General features: G+C 67.8%; 22 protein-coding genes. 13 read left to right on the top strand and 9 right to left on the bottom strand.

The window, feature by feature from the left end; translation table 11 throughout:
• Window positions 1-21: 21 nt before the first annotated feature.
• From P7V53_RS30895 to P7V53_RS30880, 4 genes are all read right to left on the bottom strand, one after another.
• A complete protein-coding gene (locus tag P7V53_RS30895) occupies window positions 22-1809 on the bottom strand; it encodes an adenylate/guanylate cyclase domain-containing protein (protein ID WP_280153310.1) in 1788 nt (595 codons plus the stop codon).
• Window positions 1810-1964: 155 nt separating this feature from the next.
• A complete protein-coding gene (locus tag P7V53_RS30890) occupies window positions 1965-2912 on the bottom strand; it encodes a M48 family metallopeptidase (protein ID WP_280153309.1) in 948 nt (315 codons plus the stop codon).
• Between the two features lie 91 nt (window positions 2913-3003).
• On the bottom strand, window positions 3004-4599 hold the full coding sequence (locus P7V53_RS30885) for an MFS transporter (RefSeq protein WP_280153308.1): 1596 nt from the start codon (window positions 4597-4599) through the stop codon (window positions 3004-3006).
• A gap of 43 nt (window positions 4600-4642) precedes the next feature.
• Window positions 4643-5428: an exodeoxyribonuclease III gene (locus P7V53_RS30880; protein WP_280153307.1), complete on the bottom strand. Its 786-nt coding sequence runs from the start codon at window positions 5426-5428 to the stop codon at window positions 4643-4645.
• Window positions 5429-5431: 3 nt separating this feature from the next.
• Here P7V53_RS30880 and pyrE point away from each other — a divergent pair, with 3 nt between their 5' ends.
• Window positions 5432-6118 (top strand): orotate phosphoribosyltransferase, encoded by a 687-nt coding sequence (gene pyrE / locus P7V53_RS30875; protein WP_280153306.1) that lies wholly within the window; start codon window positions 5432-5434, stop codon window positions 6116-6118.
• Complete coding sequence (locus P7V53_RS30870; RefSeq protein ID WP_280153305.1) at window positions 6119-6793, top strand: DUF4124 domain-containing protein; 675 nt, start codon at window positions 6119-6121, stop codon at window positions 6791-6793.
• Between the two features lie 9 nt (window positions 6794-6802).
• On the opposite strand, the gene gatB is transcribed toward P7V53_RS30870, so the two are convergent.
• The 3 genes from gatB to gatC are packed head-to-tail and all read right to left on the bottom strand — an operon-like array spanning window position 6803 to window position 10060.
• On the bottom strand, window positions 6803-8275 hold the full coding sequence (gene gatB / locus P7V53_RS30865; protein WP_280153304.1) for an Asp-tRNA(Asn)/Glu-tRNA(Gln) amidotransferase subunit GatB: 1473 nt from the start codon (window positions 8273-8275) through the stop codon (window positions 6803-6805).
• 1 nt (window position 8276) lies between these two features.
• Window positions 8277-9764, bottom strand: coding sequence for an Asp-tRNA(Asn)/Glu-tRNA(Gln) amidotransferase subunit GatA (gene gatA, locus P7V53_RS30860; protein ID WP_280153303.1), 1488 nt, complete (start codon window positions 9762-9764; stop codon window positions 8277-8279).
• Window positions 9761-10060: an Asp-tRNA(Asn)/Glu-tRNA(Gln) amidotransferase subunit GatC gene (gene gatC / locus P7V53_RS30855; RefSeq protein WP_280153302.1), complete on the bottom strand. Its 300-nt coding sequence runs from the start codon at window positions 10058-10060 to the stop codon at window positions 9761-9763. Before gatC ends, gatA begins: the two co-directional genes overlap by 4 nt.
• 285 nt (window positions 10061-10345) lie before the next feature.
• Between gatC and P7V53_RS30850 the strand changes: the two genes are divergently transcribed.
• The 5 genes from P7V53_RS30850 to rodA all read left to right on the top strand — a co-directional run bounded on the left by P7V53_RS30850 (window position 10346) and on the right by rodA (window position 16250).
• Entirely contained in the window at window positions 10346-11389 is a 1044-nt protein-coding gene (locus P7V53_RS30850) for a rod shape-determining protein (protein WP_280153301.1), read from the top strand.
• An 85-nt stretch (window positions 11390-11474) separates the two neighbouring features.
• Window positions 11475-12404, top strand: coding sequence for a rod shape-determining protein MreC (gene mreC, locus P7V53_RS30845; RefSeq protein ID WP_280153300.1), 930 nt, complete (start codon window positions 11475-11477; stop codon window positions 12402-12404).
• Entirely contained in the window at window positions 12401-12922 is a 522-nt protein-coding gene (gene mreD / locus P7V53_RS30840) for a rod shape-determining protein MreD (RefSeq protein ID WP_280153299.1), read from the top strand. Before mreC ends, mreD begins: the two co-directional genes overlap by 4 nt.
• A 95-nt stretch (window positions 12923-13017) precedes the next feature.
• Window positions 13018-15099 (top strand): penicillin-binding protein 2, encoded by a 2082-nt coding sequence (gene mrdA / locus P7V53_RS30835; RefSeq protein ID WP_280153298.1) that lies wholly within the window; start codon window positions 13018-13020, stop codon window positions 15097-15099.
• Entirely contained in the window at window positions 15096-16250 is a 1155-nt protein-coding gene (gene rodA, locus P7V53_RS30830; protein WP_280153297.1) for a rod shape-determining protein RodA, read from the top strand. The genes mrdA and rodA overlap by 4 nt, the downstream gene beginning before the upstream one ends.
• A 42-nt stretch (window positions 16251-16292) precedes the next feature.
• On the opposite strand, the gene P7V53_RS30825 is transcribed toward rodA, so the two are convergent.
• Both P7V53_RS30825 and P7V53_RS30820 read right to left on the bottom strand, forming a co-directional pair.
• Window positions 16293-17744, bottom strand: a complete 1452-nt coding sequence (locus tag P7V53_RS30825) for a sensor histidine kinase (RefSeq protein WP_280156649.1) — start codon at window positions 17742-17744, stop codon at window positions 16293-16295.
• A 75-nt stretch (window positions 17745-17819) separates the two neighbouring features.
• Window positions 17820-18491 (bottom strand): response regulator transcription factor, encoded by a 672-nt coding sequence (locus tag P7V53_RS30820; RefSeq protein WP_280153296.1) that lies wholly within the window; start codon window positions 18489-18491, stop codon window positions 17820-17822.
• A 150-nt stretch (window positions 18492-18641) separates the two neighbouring features.
• On the opposite strand from P7V53_RS30820, the gene recA reads away from it, so the two are divergent.
• The 6 genes from recA to P7V53_RS30790 all read left to right on the top strand — a co-directional run bounded on the left by recA (window position 18642) and on the right by P7V53_RS30790 (window position 24057).
• Window positions 18642-19730, top strand: a complete 1089-nt coding sequence (recA, locus tag P7V53_RS30815) for a recombinase RecA (RefSeq protein ID WP_280153295.1) — start codon at window positions 18642-18644, stop codon at window positions 19728-19730.
• A 26-nt stretch (window positions 19731-19756) separates the two neighbouring features.
• Window positions 19757-20335 (top strand): regulatory protein RecX, encoded by a 579-nt coding sequence (locus P7V53_RS30810; protein WP_280153294.1) that lies wholly within the window; start codon window positions 19757-19759, stop codon window positions 20333-20335.
• A gap of 171 nt (window positions 20336-20506) precedes the next feature.
• Entirely contained in the window at window positions 20507-21079 is a 573-nt protein-coding gene (locus P7V53_RS30805) for a DUF2889 domain-containing protein (RefSeq protein WP_280153293.1), read from the top strand.
• A 44-nt stretch (window positions 21080-21123) separates the two neighbouring features.
• Complete coding sequence (sucC, locus tag P7V53_RS30800; protein WP_280153292.1) at window positions 21124-22287, top strand: ADP-forming succinate--CoA ligase subunit beta; 1164 nt, start codon at window positions 21124-21126, stop codon at window positions 22285-22287.
• A gap of 29 nt (window positions 22288-22316) precedes the next feature.
• Window positions 22317-23210, top strand: a complete 894-nt coding sequence (sucD, locus tag P7V53_RS30795; RefSeq protein WP_280153291.1) for a succinate--CoA ligase subunit alpha — start codon at window positions 22317-22319, stop codon at window positions 23208-23210.
• Window positions 23211-23352: 142 nt separating this feature from the next.
• Window positions 23353-24057: a TerC family protein gene (locus P7V53_RS30790; RefSeq protein WP_280153290.1), complete on the top strand. Its 705-nt coding sequence runs from the start codon at window positions 23353-23355 to the stop codon at window positions 24055-24057.
• Window positions 24058-24118 lie beyond the last annotated feature (61 nt).

Genomic DNA, 24118 nt, shown 5'->3' with positions numbered 1-24118 from the left:
CCTTCGTGAAAAATCCGCGCGCTATTTGGGCAAGCCCGCTTCTTCCAGCGCCTGCGCGAAGCGCTCGCACAACGGGCCGGCGCTGAAGCCCGACCGGGCGCGAAAGTCGCGCACGGTGTATCCCGGCGTCACCAAGAGAAGCTGCTGCACCGTCTCGCGTGCGGCGGTGAGCTGGCCGGCGGAGGCCTGCGCGATGGCCAGGGCGCGATAGGTGGACGGATGCATCCGGTTGACGCGCAGAGAACGCTGCGCGAGCACGATCGCGCGGTCGTAGTTCAGCGCGCCGAGGGCCGCCGTTGCGGCGAGCGAGTCGTAGTAGTGCCGCAGTGGATCGAGCGGCGACAGGACGAGCGCGCGTTCGCTGGCGCCTTCGGCATCGAGGCCTTCGCCGCTGAAGCCGTGGACGACCCCCTTGAACAGCCAGGCGAGGCTTTCGTTGGGATTGGCGCGCACCGCGAGGTCCAGTCGGTCGCGTGCCGTGTCGAGGTCCTTCATCAGGTTCACGTGGAGCAAGCCGTCGATGGCCAGCGCGAGCGATGATTCGGGATCCGCGTCAAGGGCGCGCCTGGCGTGGTCCAGAGCGTGCTGCGTGTCGGTCTGCGCGTTGGGCGAAAGCCCCTGCGTGATTCGCAAGGCATACCAGTTGGCGAGCCAGGCCTGCGGCTTCGCATGCTGGCCGTGGCGGGCGACCAGGTGCTCGAGCAGCTCGAGCGCGCGATCGAACTCCGATCGCGCCGTGCGATGCATCAGCGTGATGGCGCCCAGCATCAGCGTGGAGGCCTCCAGCGTGGGCAGCGAGCCCGACTTCGCCCGCTCGACCTCGGCCTGGATGATCGCGCGGCTGATCGGACGCACCATCGCATCGATGAAGTCGTCGTCGGGCAGCCACAGATCGCGCACGTCGCCGGTCACGCTGTCGGCCCACACGACCCGTCCCGACCTCACCTGCGCGAGCTCGGCGCTCACCTTGAGCCGCGTGCCCGAGAGGCGGGCGGAGCCCGACAGTGCGTAGTCGGCGTGCAGGTGCGTGCCGATCTCGAGCAGAGGGGACTCACGGTCCTTGAAGAATTGGGTGGACAGCCGCGAGATCACGTTGAGCGCGTCGGTCTTCGACAGGCCCGCGATGATCTCCTCGGCGAGCAGTTCGCCGACTGCCTGGTGCGCCTGCTGATCCGACACCACCCTGAACGGGATGACGGCGATGGCCGGACGCAGGTCGGTGCACTGGATCGGCGTGCGTTGCGGCGACTGGGTTTCGCCGACCGCGCCGATGCGGTAGGCACGCACGGGCAAAGCCAGGTGCTTCAGGAAGCAGTCGCCCAGGTCCTCGATGCGCACATCGAGGCCGTCGGTCAGGCTGTCGCGCACCCCGGCGGAGACGACGACCTGGTCGGGGCCGGCCAGCGAGGCGAGCCGCGCCGCGAGGTTGACGCCACTGCCGTAGATGTCATGCGCATCGACGATCACATCCGCGGCGTGTATTCCGGCCCGCAGGCGCAGCCAGCGATCGCTCGGCTGGCCGTCGTTGAGAGGGGCAATCGCGGTTTGCATGGCCAGGGCACATCGAATGGCGGAAGGAACGGCGTCGAACTCGACCATCAATCCATCGCCGAGGCTCTTCACGAGCCTGCCGCCGTGCTCGGGCAGCAGTGTCGACACCACCTCGCCGACGAACGATTGCCAGCGGCGCACGGTGCCCTCTTCGTCCTGCTCGATGAGCCGGACCGACTCGACCACGTCCACCACGACGACAGTGCGTGCGGCGCGGCGCAGGGCCGGCCATCGCGCTTCGATTGGGGTCGCCGTCATGGTGGAGGGACGCTTGCAGGACGTCATCCTCATTCTGTAGGACGGTCGCGGCGAAGTGCGCGGTCGCTGCGGCGGCGCCTCCAATCTAGGGGTGTTGCTGCCAGGAAAAACGGCCCGCGACGGGCCGTTTTGGTGCAGCAGTGCGGAGAGCGGCCCTAGTTGGCCTCGCCCGCCGCCGGCGGCGAGAACCGCCGCGATGGCTTGGGCGCACGCTCGTACAGCGGCTCCACTGCCGGCAGATTCGACTGGATCTGCTGGATGCGGGCGGATCCGGCGGGGTGGGTGGACAGCCATTGCGGCGGCGCGCCCTTGCTCGCCGTGCCCATCTTTTCCCACAGCGTCACGCCGGCATGCGGGTCGTAGCCGGCGCGCGCCGCCAGATCGAGGCCGACCTTGTCGGCTTCGGACTCGTCCTCGCGGCTGAAGCGCAGCGTGAGCAGCTGGCCGCCGATGTTGGCCAGGTAGCGCCCGCCGCTGCCGAGGCCGAACAAGGCCGAGCCGAGCTCGATCAGGCCGCTGGTCGCGGCGTTCTTGCCCATGCGCTCGCGCGCGTGCTCGCGCAGCGCGTGGGCGATCTCGTGGCCCATCACCATCGCGACCTCGTCGTCGGTGAGCTTGAGCTGGTCGAGCAGTCCGTAGAAGAAGGCGATCTTGCCGCCCGGCATGCAGAAGGCGTTGATCTGCTTGCTGCCGATGAGATTGACCTCCCAGCGCCAGGTCGACGCCCGCGGCGTCGACTTGAGGTTGGGCGAGTTGACGAAGGGAATGATGCGCTGCGCGATCGCGCGCAGCCGGACGACCTGCGGGTGGCCTTCCGGCGCCAGCGCGCGCTGCTGCTGCGCTTGCTGCAGCATCTGCCGGTATTGCTGCCCCGCCGCAGCCTCGATCTCCTCGGCCGGCACCAGCCCGGCCAGGCTGGACCGCTCGCCGACGACGACGCCGTCGGCGGCGGCCAGTCCGGGCAGCGCAAGCGCGGCGCCGCCCGCCAGAAGCGTGGCGCCGAAGCGCCGGCGGGCGTGCAGCGCGCATCGGCAGCCATAGGCGTGGAGGCCGAGCGCCGGATCGGGCTCGAACGAGGCGTGGGGATCGAATTCAGCGTTCATGGGGTTTGCACACGAATGGCCAAGCTCCGGACGGAGCTCCTTTTCAGGTAGCAACTATGGTGCCCTCGGGCGATCTCAAGCGCCCCGGCGTTCAATCATCGGCCAGGGGCGCGTCGGGGTCCACCTCGAGCGCCTGCACGGGGTCTCGCAGCCACCACAGCATGAGCAACGCCGGGGCGGCCATCACCGTCGACAGCACGAAGAACGCCGGCCAGCCGATCGCCTCGGCCAGCACGCCGGCCAGCGGTCCCACCCAGACGCGTCCCACCGATGCGAAGGCCGACAGCAGCGCGAACTGCGTGGCGGTGAACCGGTGGTTGCACAGGCTCATGAGGAAGGCCATGAAGGCGGCCGTCCCCATGCCGCCCGACAGGTTCTCCGCGGCGATCACCAGCAGCAGCCCGCCGTCGACCGGCGTCGCGTGGGCAAGCTTGACGAAGCCCCAGTCGAACGCCGGGATGACAAGCCCGGGCATCAGCCCCTTGCCGCTCACGGCCAGCCACCAGAAGCCCAGGTTGCTGAGCATCTGCAGCAAGCCGAACAGCATCAGCGCGCGCCACAGGCCCAGGCGGATCATCAGCGCGCCGCCGATCAGCGCCCCGACGATGGTCAGCCACAGGCCGATGATCTTGTTGACCACGCCGACCTCGGCGGTGCTGAAGGCCATCGACTGCAGCAGGAATGGCGTCATCAGCGAGCCGGCGAAGGCATCGCCGAGCTTGTAGAGCACGATGAAGAGCAGGAAGGCCGCGGCGCCGGCCTGCGAGAAGTAGCTGCGCAAGCCGCCCAGCAGCGTCTCGAACCTCGCCGCATGTGCGGCCCATGCCGCCAGCGGCAGCGTGAACGCGATCCCGAGCAGCAGCGCGAGCAGGTCGATCCACTTCTTCTGCATCGCCGGCGCGGTCGTGCCGCCCTCGAACAGCGGCGACAGCATGGCCTGCGCAATGGGCGGCGCCAGGCGCTCGCTGACGATGAAGCCGACGGCGACCGCAGCGACCACCGCGATGAAGCCGATCACGTCGTGGCGCGCCACCGTGTGAGGCGCGGGAGCGGTCCTCAGCCGCGGGAGCGCGAGCACCGACAGCGCGGCGGCGCCCACCATCAGCCAGGCCATGAAGCGGTACACCTCGGGCCAGCTCCAGCCGCCGCCCTGGGTCGGGTCGACCCAGATGAAGGCGACCCCGCCGGACAGAATCATCGCCATGCGGTAGCCCATCACGTACATCGAGGAGCCGAGTCCGCGCTCGCTGGCATGCAGCAGGTCGGTGCGGTAGGCGTCGATGACGACATCCTGTGACGCCGAGACGAAGGCGACCAGCACGGCGAGCAGCGCGAACGCGCGTGTCGCCTGCGTCGGCGAGGTGCCCGACATCCACAGCAGCGCGCCGGCCAGCGCGAGCTGCGTGAGCACCAGCCAGCCGCGGCGCCGTCCCAGCCACGGCAGCTCGAAGCGATCCATCAAGGGAGCCCAGAGGAACTTGAACGTGTAGGGCAGCCCGACGATGCTGAGGAAGCCGATCGTCGCGATGTCGACGCCTTCGACGCTGAGCCAGGCCTGCATGGCCTGGCCGGTGAGCGCCAGCGGCAAGCCCGACGCGAAGCCCAGCAGCGTGACGACGGCCAGCCGGTGCAGCGCGGCCGCGTCGAAGCGCGAACGCGGCGTGGCGACCGTGGCGGGCGAGCTCATGCAGGCATCGTAGCCGGGATGCCGCGCGCGGCCGCGGTCGGGCCTACAGCGTGAAGTCGTAGTCGATGACCAGCGGCGCGTGGTCGGAGAAGCGCTGCTCGAGGTAGATGTGCTCGCGCCTGGCTGTCGCGGCGATCTTCGGCGTGGCGAGGTGGTAGTCGAGCCGCCAGCCCACGTTGTTGGCCCAGGCCTGGCCGCGGTTGCTCCACCAGGTGTATTGCTCCGGGTGCGGGTTCAGGGCTCGGAACACGTCGACCAGGCCGATCTCGTCCAGCGCATGCGTCATCCAGGCGCGCTCTTCCGGCAGGAAGCCGCTGTTCTTGCGGTTGCCGCGCCAGTTCTTCAGGTCGATTTCCTTGTGGGCGATGTTGATGTCGCCGACGAGAATGAATTCACGCTTGGCCTTCAAACGCACCAGGTGCGGCGCCATCAGGGCGAGGAAGCGGAACTTCGCCTGCTGCCGCAGCTCTCCGCTGGAGCCGCTCGGGAAGTAGCAGCTGATGAGGCTGAGCCGGCGCCGCGGCGTGTCGAAGCGGACCTCGACGTAGCGGCCCTCGGCGTCGAACTCGGCGTTGCCGATGCCGCAAACCACATCGCTCGGCTCCTTGCGCGCATACAGCCCGACACCGGAATAGCCTTTCTTCTCGGCGAAGTGGAAATGCCCCTTCATGCCCGCCACATGGTCGAAGCGTCCCGCGCAGTCGGCGGCGACGGCCTTGATCTCCTGCACCCCCATACAATCGGCCCGCAATCCGTCGGCAAAGGGCAGAAAGCCCTTGTTCGCGGCCGAGCGGATGCCGTTCAGATTCAACGTGACGAGACGAAACACCAGATGTCCTCATTGAGCGCGACCACGGCGGACGACCGGCTGGCCGAGGAGTTCGTAGCGTTCTCGGTGCAATCCGGCGTGCTGCGGTTCGGGGAGTTCAAGACGAAGGCCGGGCGACAGTCGCCGTACTTCTTCAACTCGGGCTTGTTCGACGACGGCGCGAAGCTCGGCCGGCTCGCGGAATTCTATGCGCGGCGTCTGCTCGCCTCGGGCGTCGGCTTCGACATGCTGTTCGGTCCGGCCTACAAGGGCATCACGCTTGCCGCGTGCACGGCGGTCGCCCTTGCGGCCCTGGGACGCAACGTGCCCTTCTGCCACAACCGCAAGGAAGCCAAGGACCACGGAGAAGGCGGGATGATGGTCGGCGCGCCGCTGAAGGGCCGTGTCGTCATCGTCGACGACGTGATCACCGACGGCGCGTCCAAGCGCGAGTCGGTCGAGATGATCCGCGCGGCCGGCGCGCAGCCGGTGGCGGTGCTGATCGCGATGGATCGCATGGAGCGTGGCGGCGCCGATGACAACCTCTCGCCGCATTCCGCCGTTGAGGGCTTCCAGCGGGAATACGGCCTGCCGGTGCTCGCCATCGCGACGCTGGCCGACCTGATGGGCTATCTGCGCTCGGCCGACGATCCGCAGCTCGGCGCGCACCTGTCGCGTGTAGCCGCCTATCGTGAACGTTACGGAGTGTGAATGAGGCTACTGGGCTACGTCGCCGGACTGATGCTGACGTTTTGTGCCGGCCACGCATCGGCGGCCATCTACAGCTGCATCGACGCCAATGGCAAGAAGCTCACGTCCGACCGGCCGATCGTCGAATGCGCCAATCGGGACCAGCGGGTGCTCAACCCGGACGGCTCGGTCAAGCGCGTGTTGCCGCCCACGCCCACGGCGGACGAGCGGGCCGAGCAGGAAGCGCGTGAGCGCCAGGCCGCGGCGGACCGGGTCGCGCAGCAAGATGCGATTCGGCGTGATCGCAACCTGATGGTGCGTTTTCCGAACGAGGCGGCGCACAACAAGCAGCGGGCCAAGGCGCTCGACGACGTGCGCAACGCGGTCGCCGTGTCGGAGAAGCGGCTGGCCGCCCTGGCCGCCGAGCGCAAGCCGCTGGTCGACGAGGCCGAGTTCTATGTCGGCCGTGCGGCACCGCTGAAACTCAGGCAGCAGCTCGACGCCAACGACGCCGCCACCGACGCCCAGAAGGTGCTCATCCAGAACCAGCAGGCCGAGATCGTTCGGATCAACGCGCTGTACGACGCGGAGCTGGCGCGGCTGAAGAAGTTGTGGGCCGGCGCCGCGCCAGGCTCGATGGGCGCGTTGCCGTCCGAATCGGCGGCCTCGGACGCGAAGAAGACCGCGGCCAAATAGCCCGGCGCCTCACGACCCCAGCTTCTTCCTCAGCAGCTCGTTCACCTGCGCCGGATTGGCCTTGCCCTTGGTGGCTTTCATCGCCTGGCCCACCAGCGCGTTGAAGGCCTTCTCCTTGCCGGCGCGAAACTCCTCGACCGACTTCGCGTTGGCGGCCAGCACCTCGTCGAGGATGCGCTCGAGCTCGCTGCTGTCGCTCATCTGCTTCAGGCCCAGCGTGTCGATGAGCGTGTCGACGTCGCGGCCTTCGCGTGTCCACAGCGCCTCGAACACCTGCTTGGCGCCGTTGTTCGAGATGGTGCCGTCGGCGATGCGGGTGATCAGCCGCCCCAGCGTGGCGGCGTCGACCGGGCTGGTCTCGATCTCGCGCGTCTCGGCGTTCAGCCGGCGCGAGACCTCGCCCATCAGCCAGTTGGCGACCGGCTTGGGCTGACCGCAAGCACGCGCGGCGGCCTCGAAGAAGGCGCCGAAGGCCTTGCTCTGCGTCATCATCGACGCGTCGTAGGCGGGCAGCCCGTACTCCTTCTGGAAGCGATCGGCCATCACCCGCGGCAGCTCGGGCATTCCCGCGCGCACCTGCTCGATCCACGCCGGCGCGATGACCAGCGGCGGCAGATCGGGGTCGGGGAAGTAGCGGTAGTCGTGCGCGTCTTCCTTGGTGCGCATCTCGCGGGTCTCGCCCGTATCGGGGTTGAACAGCACCGTCGCCTGGCGCACCTGGCCGCCGTCTTCGATGAGATCGATCTGCCACTGGATCTCGAAGTCGATCGCCTGCTGCAGGAACTTGAAGCTGTTCAGGTTCTTGATTTCCCGCCGCGTGCCGAAAGGGGCACCCGGCTTGCGAACGGACACGTTGGCGTCGCAGCGGAAGGAGCCTTCCTGCATGTTGCCGTCGCAGATGCCCAGCCACACGACCAGCGCATGCAGCGCCTTCGCGTAGGCGACCGCTTCGGCGCTGGAGCGCATGTCGGGCTCGGACACGATCTCGAGCAGCGGCGTGCCGGCGCGGTTGAGGTCGATGCCCGATTGGTTCGCGAACGCCTCGTGCAGCGACTTGCCCGCATCCTCTTCCAGGTGCGCGCGGGTGAGGTGGACCTTCCGGCTCTCGGACGCCCCCGAGCCTGTCGAGGAGGCGACGAAGAACTCCACTGCGCCGCCTTGCACCACCGGCGTCTCGTACTGGCTGATCTGGTAGCCCTTCGGCAGGTCCGGGTAGAAGTAGTTCTTGCGCGCGAAGATCGATTGCTGCGCGACCTTGGCGCCCACCGCCAGACCGAAGCGGATGGCGCGCTCGACCGCGCCGCGGTTCATCACCGGGAGGGTGCCGGGCAGCGCCAGGTCGACTGGCGAGGCCTGGGAGTTCGGCTGGGCGCCGAACGCGGTCGGCGATCCGCTGAAGATCTTGGAATGCGTTGACAGCTGGGCGTGCGTCTCGAGGCCGATGACGACCTCGTAGCCGCGGATGAGGGTGCTGGTGGCCATGTCAGGTCTGCGCCGGCGCGCGCGTGTGCCAGTCGGTGGCCTGCTGGAACGCATGGGCGGCCTGCAGCAGCGTGGCTTCGTCGAAGTAGTTGCCGATCAGCTGCAGCCCGACCGGCAGGCCGGCCTCGCCGAAGCCCGCGGGCAGGCTCATGCCCGGAAGGCCGGCCAGGCTGGCCGGCAGCGTGAAGATGTCGGCCAGGTAGGTGGCCACCGGGTCGTCGCCCTTGTCGCCGATCTTCCACGCCACCGTGGGCGCGACCGGGCCGGCGATGACGTCGCACTGCCGGAAGCAGCGCTGGAAGTCGTCGGCGATCATGCGGCGCAGCTTCTGCGCCTGCAGGTAGTAGGCGTCGTAGTAGCCGTGCGACAGGACGTAGGTGCCGATCATGATGCGGCGCTTGACCTCGGGCCCGAAGCCCTCGGCGCGCGACTTCTTGTACATGTCGAGCAGGTCGCCGTACTGACGCGCGCGATGACCGAAGCGCACGCCGTCGAAGCGGCTGAGGTTCGACGACGCCTCGGCCGGCGCAATGATGTAGTACACCGGGATCGACAGCTCGGTGCGAGGCAGGCTCACGTCGACCAGCGCGGCGCCCAGCTTCTCGAGCTCGGCCAGCGCGGCGCGAACCGCGCCGTCGACGTCGGATGCCAGCGCGGCCGGAAAGAATTCACGCGGCAATCCGATGCGCAGGCCGGCCAGCGGCCGCGCCGACGTCGCCCCCTCGCGCGATTGGCGCATCGCGGCATGGAAGTCCTGCGGGGGCCGGTTGGCGCTGGTGGAATCGCGCTCGTCGAAGCCGCTCATCGCCGACAGAAGCAGTGCGCAGTCTTCCGCGCTGCGCGCGAGCGGCCCCGCCTGGTCGAGGCTGGAGGCGAAGGCGATCATCCCGTAGCGTGAGCACACGCCGTACGTCGGCTTGATGCCGGTGATGCCCGAGAAGCTGGCCGGCTGGCGGATGGAGCCGCCGGTGTCGGTGCCGGTGGCTGCCGGCACCAGGCGCGCGGCCACCGCGGCGGCCGACCCGCCCGAGGAGCCGCCCGGCACGCGGCTCGTGTCCCAGGGATTCCTCACCGGCCGGAAGGCAGAGTTCTCGTTGCTCGAGCCCATCGCGAACTCGTCGCAGTTGAGCTTGCCGAGCGTGACCGTGCCGGCATCGGCGAGCTTGCGCACGACGGTGGCGTCGAAGGGGCTCATGTAGCCCTCGAGCATCTTCGAGCCCGCGGTGGTCGGCAGCACGCTGGTGACGAAGATGTCCTTGTGCGCCAGCGGCACGCCGAGCAGCGGCCCGGCAGCGCCGGCCGCGCGCCGCTGGTCTGCCGCTTGCGCCTGCGCCAGCGCGTGTTGCGCATCGACCGCCAGCCAGGCGCCCAGATGTTCGTGAGTCGCAACCCGCGCGAGCAGATGTTTCGTCGCTTCGGTGCTGGAGACCTCTTTCGATGCCAGCGCACGGCCGAGCTCGGCCACGCCCATCTCGTGCAGGGCCTTCATTCGATGACCTTGGGAACGAGGTACAGGCCGTCCTCCACCACCGGCGCGCTGCGCTGATGCAGCGTGCGCTGGTCGGCCTCGGTGACGACGTCCTCGCGCAGTCGCAGCGCGACCTCGCTCACGGCGGACAGCGGGGTGTAGAGCGGCTCGACGCCGCTCGTGTCGACGGCGCTCATCTGCTCGACGATGGAGAAGAAGCCGTTGATCTGCGCCAGCATGGCTGCCTGCTCGGCCGGCTGCAGCTCGAGCCGCGCCAGATGGGCGATGCGGCTCACGTCATCGGAGGTTAATGCCATGGGAAAGGACTGTTTTTGGCGGCTTACCGAAGGTCGGAAAGCACGAGCGATCGGGTATTATCTTCGGTTATCCACAAGCCGCCGGACCACGCGTCGAACGATGAACTCATGCGTGCGAGCGGCACGCGTTTCCAAGAACATTTTTTCCGCCTGCGATGCGCCTTCTTGTCGCAGCCTGTTGCAAAGCATGAGCGAGAAGGCGCGAACCGCTGTCGCATTTCCGGGGAGCCACCGGCGCGGCAGTCTCCTTGTTCACCGCTGCTGCACGCCCCAACCAAAAACACCATGTTCGGATCTTTTCGTCGCTACTTTTCGACGGACCTCGCGATCGACCTCGGCACCGCCAACACGCTGATCTACGTTCGCGGCAAGGGGATCGTCCTCGACGAGCCGTCCGTCGTCGCCATCCGCCACGAAGGCGGTCCCAACGGCAAGAAGACCATCCAGGCCGTCGGCGCGGAAGCCAAGGCCATGCTGGGCAAGGTGCCCGGCAACATCGAAGCCATCCGCCCGATGAAGGACGGCGTCATCGCCGATTTCACCGTCACCGAGCAGATGCTCAAGCAGTTCATCAAGATGGTCCACCCGCGCTCGGTGCTCAAGCCGAGCCCGCGCATCATCATCTGCGTGCCCTGCGGCTCCACCCAGGTCGAGCGCCGCGCAATCCGCGAATCCGCGCTGGGCGCCGGGGCGAGCGAGGTCTACCTGATCGAGGAGCCGATGGCCGCCGCGATCGGCGCCGGCCTGCCGGTCTCGGAGGCCAGCGGCTCCATGGTGGTCGACATCGGCGGCGGCACCACCGAGGTCGGCGTCATCTCGCTGGGCGGCATGGTCTACAAGGGCAGCGTGCGCGTGGGCGGTGACAAGTTCGACGAAGCCATCATCAACTACATCCGCCGCAACTACGGCATGCTGATCGGCGAGCCGACCGCCGAGTCCATCAAGAAGAGCATCGGCAGTGCCTTCCCCGGCTCAGAGGTCAAGGAGATGGAGGTCAAGGGCCGCAACCTGTCCGAAGGCGTCCCGCGCAGCTTCACGATCTCGAGCAACGAGATCCTGGAGGCGCTGACCGACCCGCTGAACCAGATCGTCTCCAGCGTCAAGAACGCGCTGGAGCAGACGCCCCCCGAGCTCGGCGCCGACATCGCCGAGCGCGGCATGATGCTGACCGGCGGCGGTGCGCTGCTGCGCGACCTGGACCGGCTGCTGGCCGAGGAGACCGGCCTGCCGGTCCTGGTGGCCGAAGACCCGCTGACCTGCGTCGTGCGCGGTTGCGGCATGGCGCTCGAGCGGATGGAGCGGCTGGGCGCCATCTTCACGTCCGAGTAAATACAATGCGCGAAAGAAGCCGGCACGTGCACCACGTCGCCGGCTTTTTCGCTTAAGTTGCCACGCCCCTTTTCGCTGAACCGCCATGGCCACGCCGCTCGGCACCCTCGACCGGACCCCGCCGCCGTTTTTCCGGCAGGGCCCGTCGGCGCTGACCAAGCTCACGCTGTGCTCCGCGCTGGCGATCTTCCTGATGGTGGCCGACACGCGCTTCAAGCTGACGCACCCGCTGCGCACCATGGTCGCCACGGTGCTGCACCCGGTCGAGCGCGTGCTGCGCGTGCCGGTCGACGCCTGGAACGCCGTTGGCGACTACGCCATGGGCCTGCAGAACGCGCTCACTTCCGAGGCGGCAGCCCGCGCGGCGCTGGCCCAGCAGGCTGAACGCGCCGCGCGAGTCGAGCAGCTGCTGTACGAGAACAACCGCCTGCGGGCGCTCCTGGGACTGCGGTCGGCGCTGACGGTGCGTTCGCAGCCGGCCGAGGTGCTGTACGAGGCCTCCGATCCGTTCTCGCGCAAGGTCGTCATCGACCGTGGCACCACCCAGGGCGTGGCCCTGGCCTCGCCGGTCATCAACGACGCCGGCGTGCTCGGCCAGGTGACACGCGTCTATCCGCTGTCGTCCGAGGTGACGCTGCTGACCGACAAGGACGCCGCCATCCCGGTGCTCAACACCCGCAACCAGCTGCGCAGCGCCGCCTTCGGCACCGCCGGCGCGGCCATGGAGCTGCGCTTCATGGCCGGCAATGCCGATGTCCAGGTGGGCGATCAGCTGCACACGTCGGGGGTGGACGGCGTGTACCCGCCGGGCCTGCCGGTCGCCAAGGTGCTGAGCGTCGACCGCAAGGTCGACACCGGATTCGCACGCGTGCAGCTCGCACCGGCGGCGCTGCCGGACGGCGTGCGGCACGTGCTGGTGCTGGAGCCGCTCAGCCTGCAGATGCCGCCCCGCCCCGAGCCGACCGCTGACGAGGTGAAGCCGGCCGCGAAAGCGAGGAAGGGAGCGAAGAAATGATCCTGCCGCGCGGCACGGACCAGCTTCTGCTGCCGGTCAATCCGCTGTTCGTCTGGTTCACGCTGCTGATCGCCTTCGCGATCAACCTGGTGCCGCTGGGCCGCAACCCGGCCATGCCCGATTTCGTGGCGCTGGTCCTGGTGTTCTGGAACGTGCACCAGCCGCGCCGCGTCGGCGTCGGCGTGGCGTTCCTGTTCGGCGTGATGATGGACGTGCACGACGGCGCCGTGCTCGGCCAGCACGCACTGGCCTACACGCTGCTGAGCTTCTTCGCGATCACCATCCATCGCCGCCTGCGCTGGTTCACGGTGCCGTCACAGGCAGTGCAGATCCTGCCGCTGTTCGGGGCGGCGCACGCGGTTTCGTTCATTGTCCGCATCGTCCTCGGCGGCATGCTGCCCGGCTGGGAACTGCTGCTGGCGCCGGTGTTCGAAGCGCTGCTTTGGCCGCCGGCCACCTGGCTGCTGCTCGCACCTCAGCGCCGCGCGCCCGATCCGGACGAGAATCGACCGTTGTAGCGCGTGAAATGTGATCGGCGAATCGTGATTCGTGCAGCGCCACGAGCCCGCGGCCGGGCATCACGAATCACAATTCACGACTCACCGCAGTAGCCATGACCGAACTGAAGAACGTCGAGCAGGAGCTGAGCCGCTTTCGCACGCGGCTGCTCGCGGCGGCTGCCTTCGTCCTGTTCGCGTTCGGCCTGCTGACGGCGAGGCTCGTGTATCTGCAGGTGTATCGCCATGCCGAGCTGTCCACGCAGGCCGAGAACAACCGCATCACCGTCGTGCCGATCGTGCCCAACCGCGGCCTGATCGTCGACCGCAACGGCGTCGTCCTGGCCAACAACTACTCGGCCTACACGCTGGAGATCACGCCGTCCAAGGTGGAGGACCTGGACGCGACGATCGACCAGATCGCGCAAGTCATCGACGTGCAGCCGCGCGACCGCAAGCGCTTCAAGCGGCTGATGGAAGAAAGCAAGAACTTCGAGTCGCTGCCGATCCGCACCAAGCTCACCGACGAGGAGGTGGCGCGCTTCACCGCGCAGCGCTTCCGCTTCACCGGGGTCGACATCCGCGCGCGGCTGTTCCGCCACTACCCGATGGGCGAGACGGCGAGCCACCTGATCGGCTACATCGGGCGCATCAACACCGCCGAGAAGGAAAAGATCGACGAATCGGAGGACGAGGCCAACTACCGCGGCACGGAATACATCGGCAAGCTGGGCGTCGAACAGAGCTACGAGGCCGAGCTGCACGGCGCCACGGGATTCGAGGAGGTCGAGACCAGTGCCGGCGGACGCGCCGTGCGCCGCCTCAAGAGCAATCCGGCCACGCCGGGCAACACGGTGGTGCTGTCGATCGACATCAAGCTGCAGGCGCTGGTGGAAGAGATGTTCGGCGAGCGCCGCGGTGCGCTCGTCGCCATCGACCCGCGCAACGGCGACGTGCTGGCTTTCGTCAGCAAGCCCAACTTCGATCCGAACCTGTTCGTCGACGGCATCGACAGCGAGAACTGGAAGATGCTCAACGAATCGCCGGACAAGCCGCTGCTCAACCGTGCGTTGCGCGGCGCCTATCCGCCCGGATCCACGTACAAGCCGTTCATGGCGCTGGCCGCGTTGAGTACCGGCAAACGCACGCCGCAGCAGGCGATCAGCGACCCCGGCCACTTCTGGTTCGGCAACCACAAGTTCCGTGACGACAAGGAGGGCGGCCATGGCATGGTCGACATGTACAAGTCGATCGTGCAGTCGTGCGACACGTACTACTACATCCTGGCCAACGACATGGGCGTGGACGCGATCCACGACTTCATGAAGCCGCTCGGCTTCGGGCAGCTCACCGGCATCGACATGCACGGCGAGCTCAAGGGCGTGCTGCCGTCCACCGAGTGGAAGCGTGCCGCGTACCGCAAGAAGGAGATGCAGAAGTGGTATGCCGGCGAGACGATCTCGCTCGGCATCGGCCAGGGCTACAACACCTTCACGATGCTGCAGCTCGCCCAGGCGACCGCCATCGTCGCGGCGGGCGGGCAACGCTACAAGCCGCACCTGGTGCGCGCGGTGGAGAACGTCGAGACGCGGGCGCAGCGCAAGTTGTCCGGCGAGGCGCTGCCGCCGCTGGCCCTCAAGCCCGAGCACGTGGCGGTGATCCACCAGGCCTACTACGGCGTGACGCAGGAAGGCACCTCGGCGCGTTCGTTCCTGAGCGCGCCGTACAAGAGCGGCGGCAAGACCGGCACCGCGCAGGTCATCGCGATCAAGGCCAACGAGAAGTACGACGCGAGCAAGGTCGACGAGCGCCACCGCGACCATGCGCTGTACACCGCGTTCGCGCCGCTGGACAACCCGCAGATCGCGCTGGCGGTCATCGTCGAGAACGCCGGCTTCGGCGCCGGCGCTGCGGCACCGATCGCGCGCCGCGTGTTCGACTACATGCTCCTCGGCCTGTATCCCAGCCCGGAGGACATCGCGGCCACGCAGCAGGCGCAGTCCACCGCGCCGATCGGCAAGCAGCGCCCCGCAGCCGATGTGCCGGCGCCGGGCGCGCCCGCGCCGGGACCCAGTGGCGCGACGATCATCCCGGCCGCCGCGTCGGCGCCGCGTGCGCCGGCCGTCACGACGGTCGCCGCTTCGGCGCCGACGGCTTCGCCCCTCATCCAGACCAGCGTGCGCGCCAACGTGCCATGAGCGCGATCTTCGAGAAGCCGTCCCTGCTGCAGCGCGTGCGGCCCATCTTCACCGGCTTCGACGGGCCCCTGATCATCGCCATGCTGTGGCTGGCCGCCTTCGGCCTGGTGACCATGTATTCGGCCGGCTACGACCACGGCACCCGCTTCGTCGACCACGGCCGCAACATGCTGCTGGCCCTGGGCATCCTGTTCATCGTCGCGCAGATCTCGCCGCAGCGGCTGATGGCGCTCGCCGTGCCGCTGTACGCCGTCGGCGTCGCGCTGCTGGTGGCGACGGCAGTGATGGGCATCACGAAGAAGGGCGCCACCCGCTGGCTCAACGTCGGCGTCGTCATCCAGCCGAGCGAGATCCTCAAGATCGCCATGCCGCTGATGCTCGCCTGGTGGTTCCAGCGCCGCGAAGGCCAGATGCGCGCGCCGGACTTCGCCGTCGCGCTGCTGCTGTTGGCCGTGCCCGTCGGCCTGATCGTGAAGCAGCCCGATCTCGGCACCGCGATCCTCGTCTTCTCCGCGGGGCTGTACGTGATCTTCTTCGCCGGGCTGTCGTGGCGGCTCATCGTCCCCGTGCTGCTGGTCGGCGCCATCGCGATCAGCGCGATCGTCGTCTCGAGCGATCGCATCTGCGAGCCGGACGTCAAGTGGCCGCTGTTGCGCGACTACCAGAAACACCGCGTTTGCACCCTGCTCGATCCGACGACCGATCCGCTTGGCAAGGGCTTCCACATCATCCAGGGGATGATCGCGATCGGCTCCGGCGGCATCGAGGGCAAGGGCTTCATGAAGGGCACGCAGACGCACCTCGAGTTCATCCCCGAGCGCACCACCGACTTCATCTTCGCCGCCTTCGCCGAGGAGTTCGGCCTGATGGGCGTGGCCGGACTCCTCATCGGCTTCATCTTCCTCATCCTGCGCGGCCTGATGATCGCGGCCGAAGCGCCGACGGTGTTCTCGCGCCTGCTGGCCGGCGCGATCACGCTCAGCTTCTTCACCTACGCCTTCGTCAACATGGGCATGGTGAGCGGCATCCTGCCGGTGGTGGGCATCCCGCTGCCATTCATCAGTTACGGTGGCACCGCGATGGTCACGCTGGGTCTGGGTCTCGGCATCCTGATGTCGATCGCGAAGAACCGGCGCCTGGTGCAGACGTGACCTCGTCGTCGCCGATCGGGCGTCGCTTCGCCTGATGCAGTCTCAGCCTGCGGGGTTCGCCATCGCGGAGGCCGCAGCCGGAAAGCGCAGCGTGAAGCGTGCGCCCGGTCCGAACGGCGCCGCGGCCTGCTCCGACAGGCCGGCGCGGTGTCGCAGGTTGGCGTCCTCCAGCGAAATCTCGGCGCCATGCTGCTGCGCGATCTCGCGCACGATGGCCAGGCCGAGGCCCGAGCCGTCGACGTCGGTGCCCAGCGCGCGATAGAACGGCTGGAACACCTGGTCGCGCTCGGCCGCCGGAATGCCCGGTCCCGAGTCCTCCACCTGCAGCACGACGACCTGGCCGAAAGGGTCCTCCATCACGCGCACCGTCACCGTTCCGCCGGCGGGCGTGTACTGCAGCGCGTTGTCGACCAGGTTGCGGATCAGCTCGCGCAGCAGCAGCGCATGGCCCCTCACCGGCAACGCATGGCCGGATTCGGGTCCCTCGTAGCCGAGATCGAGGCGCTTTTCCATCGCCCGCGGCACGAAGTCGCGCACCGTCTCCGTTGCAAGCCGCGCCAGGTTGACGTTGCGCTGCGCCGCCGCATGTTCCTTGTCCTCGGCACGCGCCATCGCGAGCAGCTGGTTGACCATGTGGGCGGCGCGCTGGCTGGACAGTGCGATCTGCTGCAACGAGCGCTTGACCGCCTTCGGGTCGTGCTCGCCGGCGTCGATCTCCCGCTGCGCCAGCTCGGCCTGAGTGCGCAGGCCGGCGAGCGGCGTCTTCAGCTGGTGCGCGGCGTCGGCCAGGAAGTGCTTCTGCGACTGCAGCGACTGGTCCAGGCGCGCCAGCAGGTCGTTGATGGCGCGCACCAGCGGCGAGACCTCCTCGGGCGCGTCGCGCTCGTCGATCGGGCTCAGGTCGTTGCTGTCGCGCTTGCGGATGCGCTGCTGCAACTCGTTCAGCGGAGCAATGCCGCGGGCCAGCGCCAGCCACACCAGCAGCACCGCCAGCGGCAGGATCACGAACTGGGGCAGGATCACCCCCTTGATGATCTCGGTGGCCAGGCGCGAGCGCTTGCCCAGCGTCTCGGCCACCTGCACCAGCGGGGCGGCATGCTGCGGGCGGCCCGGCACATCGACCCAGAGGTAGGCGACGCGCACGCTGTCGTTGTTGAGAGTGTCGTCACGAAAGCGCAGCTCACCGGGCGGGGCGCGGTCCTCGTCGGAAGGCACCGGCAGCTGCCGGTCGCCGCTGAGGTATTCGCCGCGCAGTCCGAGCACCTGGTAGTAGATGTCGTCGGCCTCGTCGGTGTGCAGGATCTCCGATGCGCCGGCCGGCAGCATGAACTTCGCGACCGGCGCGCTGCCGCTGCCTTGCACGCTGACCTGTTTGGACAGCACGCGGACCATCTCGCCGAGCTGGCGGTCATAGGGCTTGTTGGCAATCCCCTGCGCGACCAGCCAGGTGAGCACGACGCTCATCGGCCACAGCAGCAGCAGCGGCGCGAGCATCCAGTCGAGGATCTCGCCGAAGAGAGAGCGCTGTTCGCGTCGCGAGGTGGCCACGGCGCGAGGATAGCCGCGCGCCTAGCTGGAGATCTTTTCCAGGCAGTACCCGAGGCCGCGCACCGTCGCGATCCGCACCGGCCCCTGCTCGATCTTCTTGCGCAACCGGTGGATGTACACCTCGATCGCGTTGTTGCTGACCTCTTCGCCCCATTCGCAAAGGCGCTCGACGAGCTGGTCCTTGCTGACCAGGCGCCCCGAGCGCTGCAGCAGGACCTCGAGCAGGCTCAGCTCGCGCGCCGACAGCTCGATCATCTGGTCGTTGATGTAGGCCACGCGGCCGGTCGCGTCGAAGGTGAGCGGGCCGTGCTTGATGACGGTGGAAGCCGTGCCGAGCCCGCGGCGCGTCAAAGCGCGCACGCGCGCCTCGAGCTCCTGCAGCGAGAACGGCTTGGCCATGTAGTCGTCGGCGCCCAGGTCGAGTCCCTTCACGCGCTGCTCGATGCTGTCGGCGGCGGTGAGGATCAGCACCGGCACCGCCGAGCCGCGCGCGCGCAGCTTGCGCAGCACCTCCAGACCATGGATCTTGGGCAGCCCGAGGTCGAGGATCACCAGGTCGAATTCATGAGCGGCGAGCGCGGCATCGGCTTCGCTGCCGCTTCCCACCTGATCGACCGCGTAGCCGGCGTTGCGCAGCGACCGCAGCAGGCCGTCGGCGAGCACTTGATCATCTTCGGCGATCAGGATGCGCATGGCGTTGTCTCCACAGCGTTTTCATTCTAGGTTTGGCGCGTGCTGCAAAGAGGGATGCCGGGTCACGACATACCCCAATAAGCACGTCTTCGAATCACTGTACAAATATCCAGCTTTTGAGATAATGCGCCCAACTTTTTGGAGGAATCGATGGACGCACCCGTCAAAGCCCTGAACACCGAAAAAGCCAAGGCCTTGCAGGCGGCGCTGGCGCAAATAGAAAAGCAGTTCGGCAAGGGCTCGATCATGCGCCTCGGCGAAGGCGAGGTCATCGAGGACATCGAAGTCGTCTCCACCGGATCACTGGGTCTCGACATCGCGTTGGGCGTCGGCGGACTGCCGCGCGGGCGCGTCGTCGAAATCTACGGCCCCGAGTCCAGCGGCAAGACCACGCTCACGCTGCAGGTCGTCGCCGAAATGCAGAAGCTGGGCGGCACTTGCGCCTTCATCGACGCCGAGCATGCGCTCGATGTGCAGTACGCGCAGAAGCTCGGCGTGAACCTGCAGGAGCTGCTGATCTCGCAGCCCGACACCGGCGAGCAGGCGCTCGAGATCGTCGATGCCCTGGTGCGCTCCGGCTCGGTCGACCTGGTGGTCATCGACTCGGTCGCCGCGCTCACGCCCAAGGCCGAAATCGAAGGCGAAATGGGCGACGCACTCCCGGGCCTGCAAGCCCGGCTCATGAGCCAGGCGCTGCGCAAGCTCACCGGCACGATCAAGAAGACCAACACCATGGTCATCTTCATCAACCAGATCCGCATGAAGATCGGCGTGATGTTCGGTTCGCCCGAAACCACCACCGGCGGCAATGCGCTGAAGTTCTATGCCTCGGTGCGGCTGGACATCCGCCGCATCGGCAGCATCAAGAAGGGCGAGGAGGTCATCGGCAACGAGACCAAGGTCAAGGTCGTCAAGAACAAGGTCTCGCCTCCGTTCAAGACCGCAGAGTTCGACATCCTCTACGGTGAAGGCATCAGCCGCGAAGGCGAAATCATCGACATGGGCGTCGAAGCCAGGGTGCTCGAGAAGAGCGGTGCCTGGTATGCCTATCAGGGGGAGAAGATCGGCCAGGGCAAGGACAACGCACGCGAGTTCCTGCGCGAGAACCCGGAGCTCGCCGTAGAAATCGAGAACAAGGTGCGCGAAGAACTCGGCATCCCGCTGCGCGCCGCCGGCGAAGCGGCCGAGGCGGGTGAAGCCGAGGCCAAGCCCGCGCGCGGCAAGGCAGCCAAGGAGTAGGCGCCGCATTCGCGGCGCCGGGCAGCATGGCCGCAGGTGCTGGCGCCGGCGCTCGCACGAGGCGTACGCCGCTGTCGCTGAAGGGTCGCGCGCTGGCCCTGCTGGCGCAGCGCGAACACAGCGCCGGGGAACTGCGACGCAAGCTTCTGCGCCACGCACGGGCCGAAACGGCCCGCAACGCGGCCAGTGCCACTGAGGGTCGCCCGTGCGCCGGGGCGAGCGACGAAGGCGACGACGCAACGGCCGACGATGCGCTGGCCCGGGTCGACGCGGTCATCGATTGGCTGCGCGGGCAGCGCTACCTCAGCGACGAGCGCTTCGTCGAGAGCCGCGTGCACGCGCGTGCATCCCGCTACGGAAACGTGCGCATCCGCCAGGAGTTGGCGCAGCACGGTGTGAGCCTGTCGCCGGAAGCGGCGCAAACGCTGCGGGACAGCGAGCTGGAGCGAGCCACGGACGTCTGGCGTCGCAAGTTCGGCACGCTGCCTGCCGATGCAGCCGAGCGCGCGCGACAGTCGCGCTTCTTGGCGCAACGCGGCTTTTCGGCCGCAGTCATCAGCCGGGTGATGCGCAACGCGGGAAGCCAGGGCGACGAAGAGATTTGATTCGCGATCGCGGCAGGGCTCCGGCGGCGGGCTGCTCCCCGCGGCGTCAGCTTTGACGCGGAGCAGCATGTTACATTGCGCGGCTGCCGGTAGAAGTTCGCGCCTGCCCCGGGCGCGGTCGGTTCTGCTGCCGGCAAACCCATCATTCCCGGCCCGCCCGCGATCTCTCCGATGGCACTGCCCACCGCCGCGCCCGAGCGCCAGCTCAAACACCGCCGCAGCCTCGACGTGCAAGTGTTTGCGCGCGGCAACGGCCTCTGGGAGGTGGACGCCCGGCTCATCGATGTCAAGACACGCGACGTCGCGATGACCGTAGGCAGCACGCGCCGCGCCGGGGATCCCATCCACGACATGCTGCTGCGCCTCGTGATCAACGAACAGCTCGACATCCTCGAGGCCGGGTCGGACACGTTGTGGATGCCGTATCCCGGACATTGCGAGCACCACGGCGACGCCTATGCCGCGCTGGTCGGTCTCAATCTGCTGCGGGGGTTTCGCCTCAAGGTCCTGGAGCGGTTGCGCGGGGTGCAAGGTTGCACCCATCTCACCGAGCTGACGCAGGTGCTGCCCACCGCCGTCATCCAGGCGATGGCCGGCGAAGTGATCGACACCCGCGAGGGTGGTGCCTCCGGCGAGCCGCCCTTCCAGATCGACCGCTGCCACGCCCTGCGCGCCGACGGCGAAGTCGTGCGTCAGTATTTTCCGCGCTGGCACCGCGCCGCGCCGGCCGACAATCCCCGCTGAGGCCGCCAGGGCCGACCGTTTTCCAAACTCTCCAGAGAGTCGCTATGAAGATCCATGAGTACCAAGGCAAGGAAATCCTGCGCCAGTTCGGCGTGCCGGTGCCGCGCGGCTACCCCGCGTTCAGCGTGCACGAGGCCAGCGAGGCTGCGCAAAAGCTGGGCGGTCCGGTCTGGGTCGTGAAGGCGCAGATCCACGCCGGCGGACGCGGCAAGGGCGGCGGCGTCAAGCTCGCGCGCTCGCTGGACGACGTGAAGAAGCTGTCCGGCGAGATCCTCGGCATGCAGCTGAAGACGCACCAGACCGGCCCCGAAGGCCAGAAGGTGCGCCGCCTGCTGATCGAGGAAGGCGCGGACATCAAGAAGGAGTACTACGTCGCCGCGGTGACCGATCGCGCGACGCAGAAGGTGGCGATGATGGCCTCGAGCGAAGGCGGCATGGACATCGAGGAAGTGGCCCATGCGACGCCCGAGAAGATCATCAAGGTCTTCATCGACCCGTTGACCGGGATGAGCGACGCGCAGGGGCTCGAGCTGGCCAAGGGCATCGGCGTGCCGGACGCCTCGCAGGCCCAGGCGGTCGACGTGTTCAAGAAGCTGTATGCCTGCTACATGGCCACCGATGCATCGCTGGCCGAGATCAACCCGCTGATTCTCGAAGGCAGCGGCAGCATCAAGGCGCTGGACGCGAAGTTCAACTTCGATTCCAACGCCCTGTTCCGTCATCCCGAGATCGTCGCCTACCGCGACCTCGATGAAGAGGACCCGGCCGAGATCGAGGCGAGCAAGTTCGACCTGGCCTACATCCAGCTCGACGGCAACATCGGCTGCCTGGTCAACGGCGCGGGCCTGGCGATGGCGACGATGGACACCATCAAGCTGTTCGGCGGCGAGCCGGCCAACTTCCTCGACGTGGGCGGCGGCGCCACCGCGGAGAAGGTCACCGAGGCCTTCAAGATCATGCTGGCCAGCCCCAAGGTCAAGGCCATCCTGGTCAACATCTTCGGCGGCATCATGCGCTGCGACACGATCGCCGAAGGCGTCATCGCCGCATGCAAGGCGGTCAACCTGAGCGTGCCGCTGGTGGTGCGCATGAAGGGCACCAACGAGGACCTGGGCAAGAAGATGCTCGCCGAGTCGGGCCTGCCCATCATCAGCGCCGACTCGATGGCCGAGGCGGCGCAAAAAGTGATGGCCACCCTCAAGTCCTGACCCCACGCCTTGCCTGAAAGAGATTCACCATGTCCATCCTCATCGACAAAGACACCAAGGTCATCACGCAAGGCATCACCGGCAAGACGGGCCAGTTCCACACCCGCATGTGCCGCGACTACGCCAACGGCAAGAACTGCTTCGTTGCCGGCGTGAACCCCAAGAAGGCGGGCGAAGCCTTCGAGGGCATTCCCATCTTCGCCAGCGTCAAGGAAGCCGCGAAGAACACCGGCGCCACCGTCAGCGTGATCTACGTGCCGCCGGCGGGCGCTGCCGCGGCCATCTGGGAGGCGGTGGAAGCCGACCTCGACCTGGCCATCTGCATCACCGAGGGCATTCCGATCAAGGACATGCTCGAAGTGCGCAACAAGATGAAGGTCAAGGAGGCCCAGGGCGGCAAGAAGACGCTGCTGCTCGGTCCCAACTGCCCCGGCCTCATCACGCCCGACGAGATCAAGATCGGCATCATGCCGGGCCACATCCACAAGAAGGGCCGCATCGGCGTGGTCTCGCGCTCCGGCACGCTGACCTACGAAGCGGTGGCGCAGCTCACCGAGATCGGCCTGGGCCAGTCGAGCGCGGTCGGAATCGGCGGCGACCCGATCAACGGGCTCAAGCACATCGACGTGATGAAGATGTTCAACGACGACCCCGACACCGACGCCGTGATCATGATCGGCGAGATCGGCGGGCCGGACGAGGCGGATGCTGCGCGCTGGTGCAAGGACCACATGAAGAAGCCCATCGTGGGCTTCATCGCCGGGGTGACGGCGCCCCCGGGCAAGCGCATGGGCCATGCCGGCGCGCTGATCTCCGGCGGCGCCGACACGGCCGACGCCAAGCTCGAGATCATGGAGGAGTGCGGCTTCACCGTCACGCGCAACCCATCCGAGATGGGCAAGCTGCTCAAGGGCCTGCTGTAGGACCTTCCCGCGTCCGGGCCGTGGCGCTGCGTCCGTAGTATCACGAACGTTCCTGCCGGGGCCGTCTGCCTAGAATCCTGTCAGCTCGATAAGGGAGGACCCAACGGACCTCCCTATCCCCTCCAACAAGCGGGCATCGCCAATGGACCTCACGACAGGCGCCTTCTGGGCCGCGCTCGGCTCGATCATCCTCGCGAACATCGTCCTGTCCGGCGACAACGCGGTCGTCATCGCTCTGGCGGCGCGGTCGCTGCCGCCGCACCAGCAGAAGAAGGCCATCTTCTGGGGCAGTGCGGCTGCCATCGTCATGCGAATCGTGCTCACGCTGATCGCGGTCGAAATGCTGCGCTGGCCGTACCTGAAGATCGTCGGCGGCCTGCTGCTGCTCTACATCGGCGTCCAGCTGCTCAGCGAAGACGACGGCGAGGAGAACGGCCACAACGCCGACGGCGGCATGGTGGCGGCAATTCGCACCATTCTCGTCGCCGACCTGGTCATGAGCCTCGACAACGTGCTTGCGGTGGCTGCCGCCGCCAAGGGCAACACGCCGCTGCTGGTGATCGGTCTGGCCATCAGCATCCCGCTGATCATCTTCGGGAGCACGCTGCTGCTGAAGGTCATGGAGCGCTTTCCGATCATCATCACCGCGGGCGCCGCGCTGCTCGGATTCCTGGCTGGCGAGATGCTCTTCACCGATCCTGCGATGACGGAGCGCTTTCCCGGGATCACGCACGAGGTGGTCAATTTCGCCGGCGCCATCGGGGCCGCGCTCGTCGTCGGTGTCGGGGTGTGGATGAACCGGCGGGCACGAGCCGCCCGCAACGCATCCGACCGGGCAGCCACGTAGGAACCCGTATCCCCACCGCGAGGGGGGTCGGTATACTCCTCGGCAAGAAGGGGAGTAGCTC

The organism is Piscinibacter sp. XHJ-5 (assembly GCF_029855045.1).
Lineage (GTDB): Bacteria > Pseudomonadota > Gammaproteobacteria > Burkholderiales > Burkholderiaceae_C > Albitalea.
The sequence above is the reverse complement of the archived record's forward strand: the minus strand, read 5'-3'. Positions and strand labels throughout refer to the sequence as shown.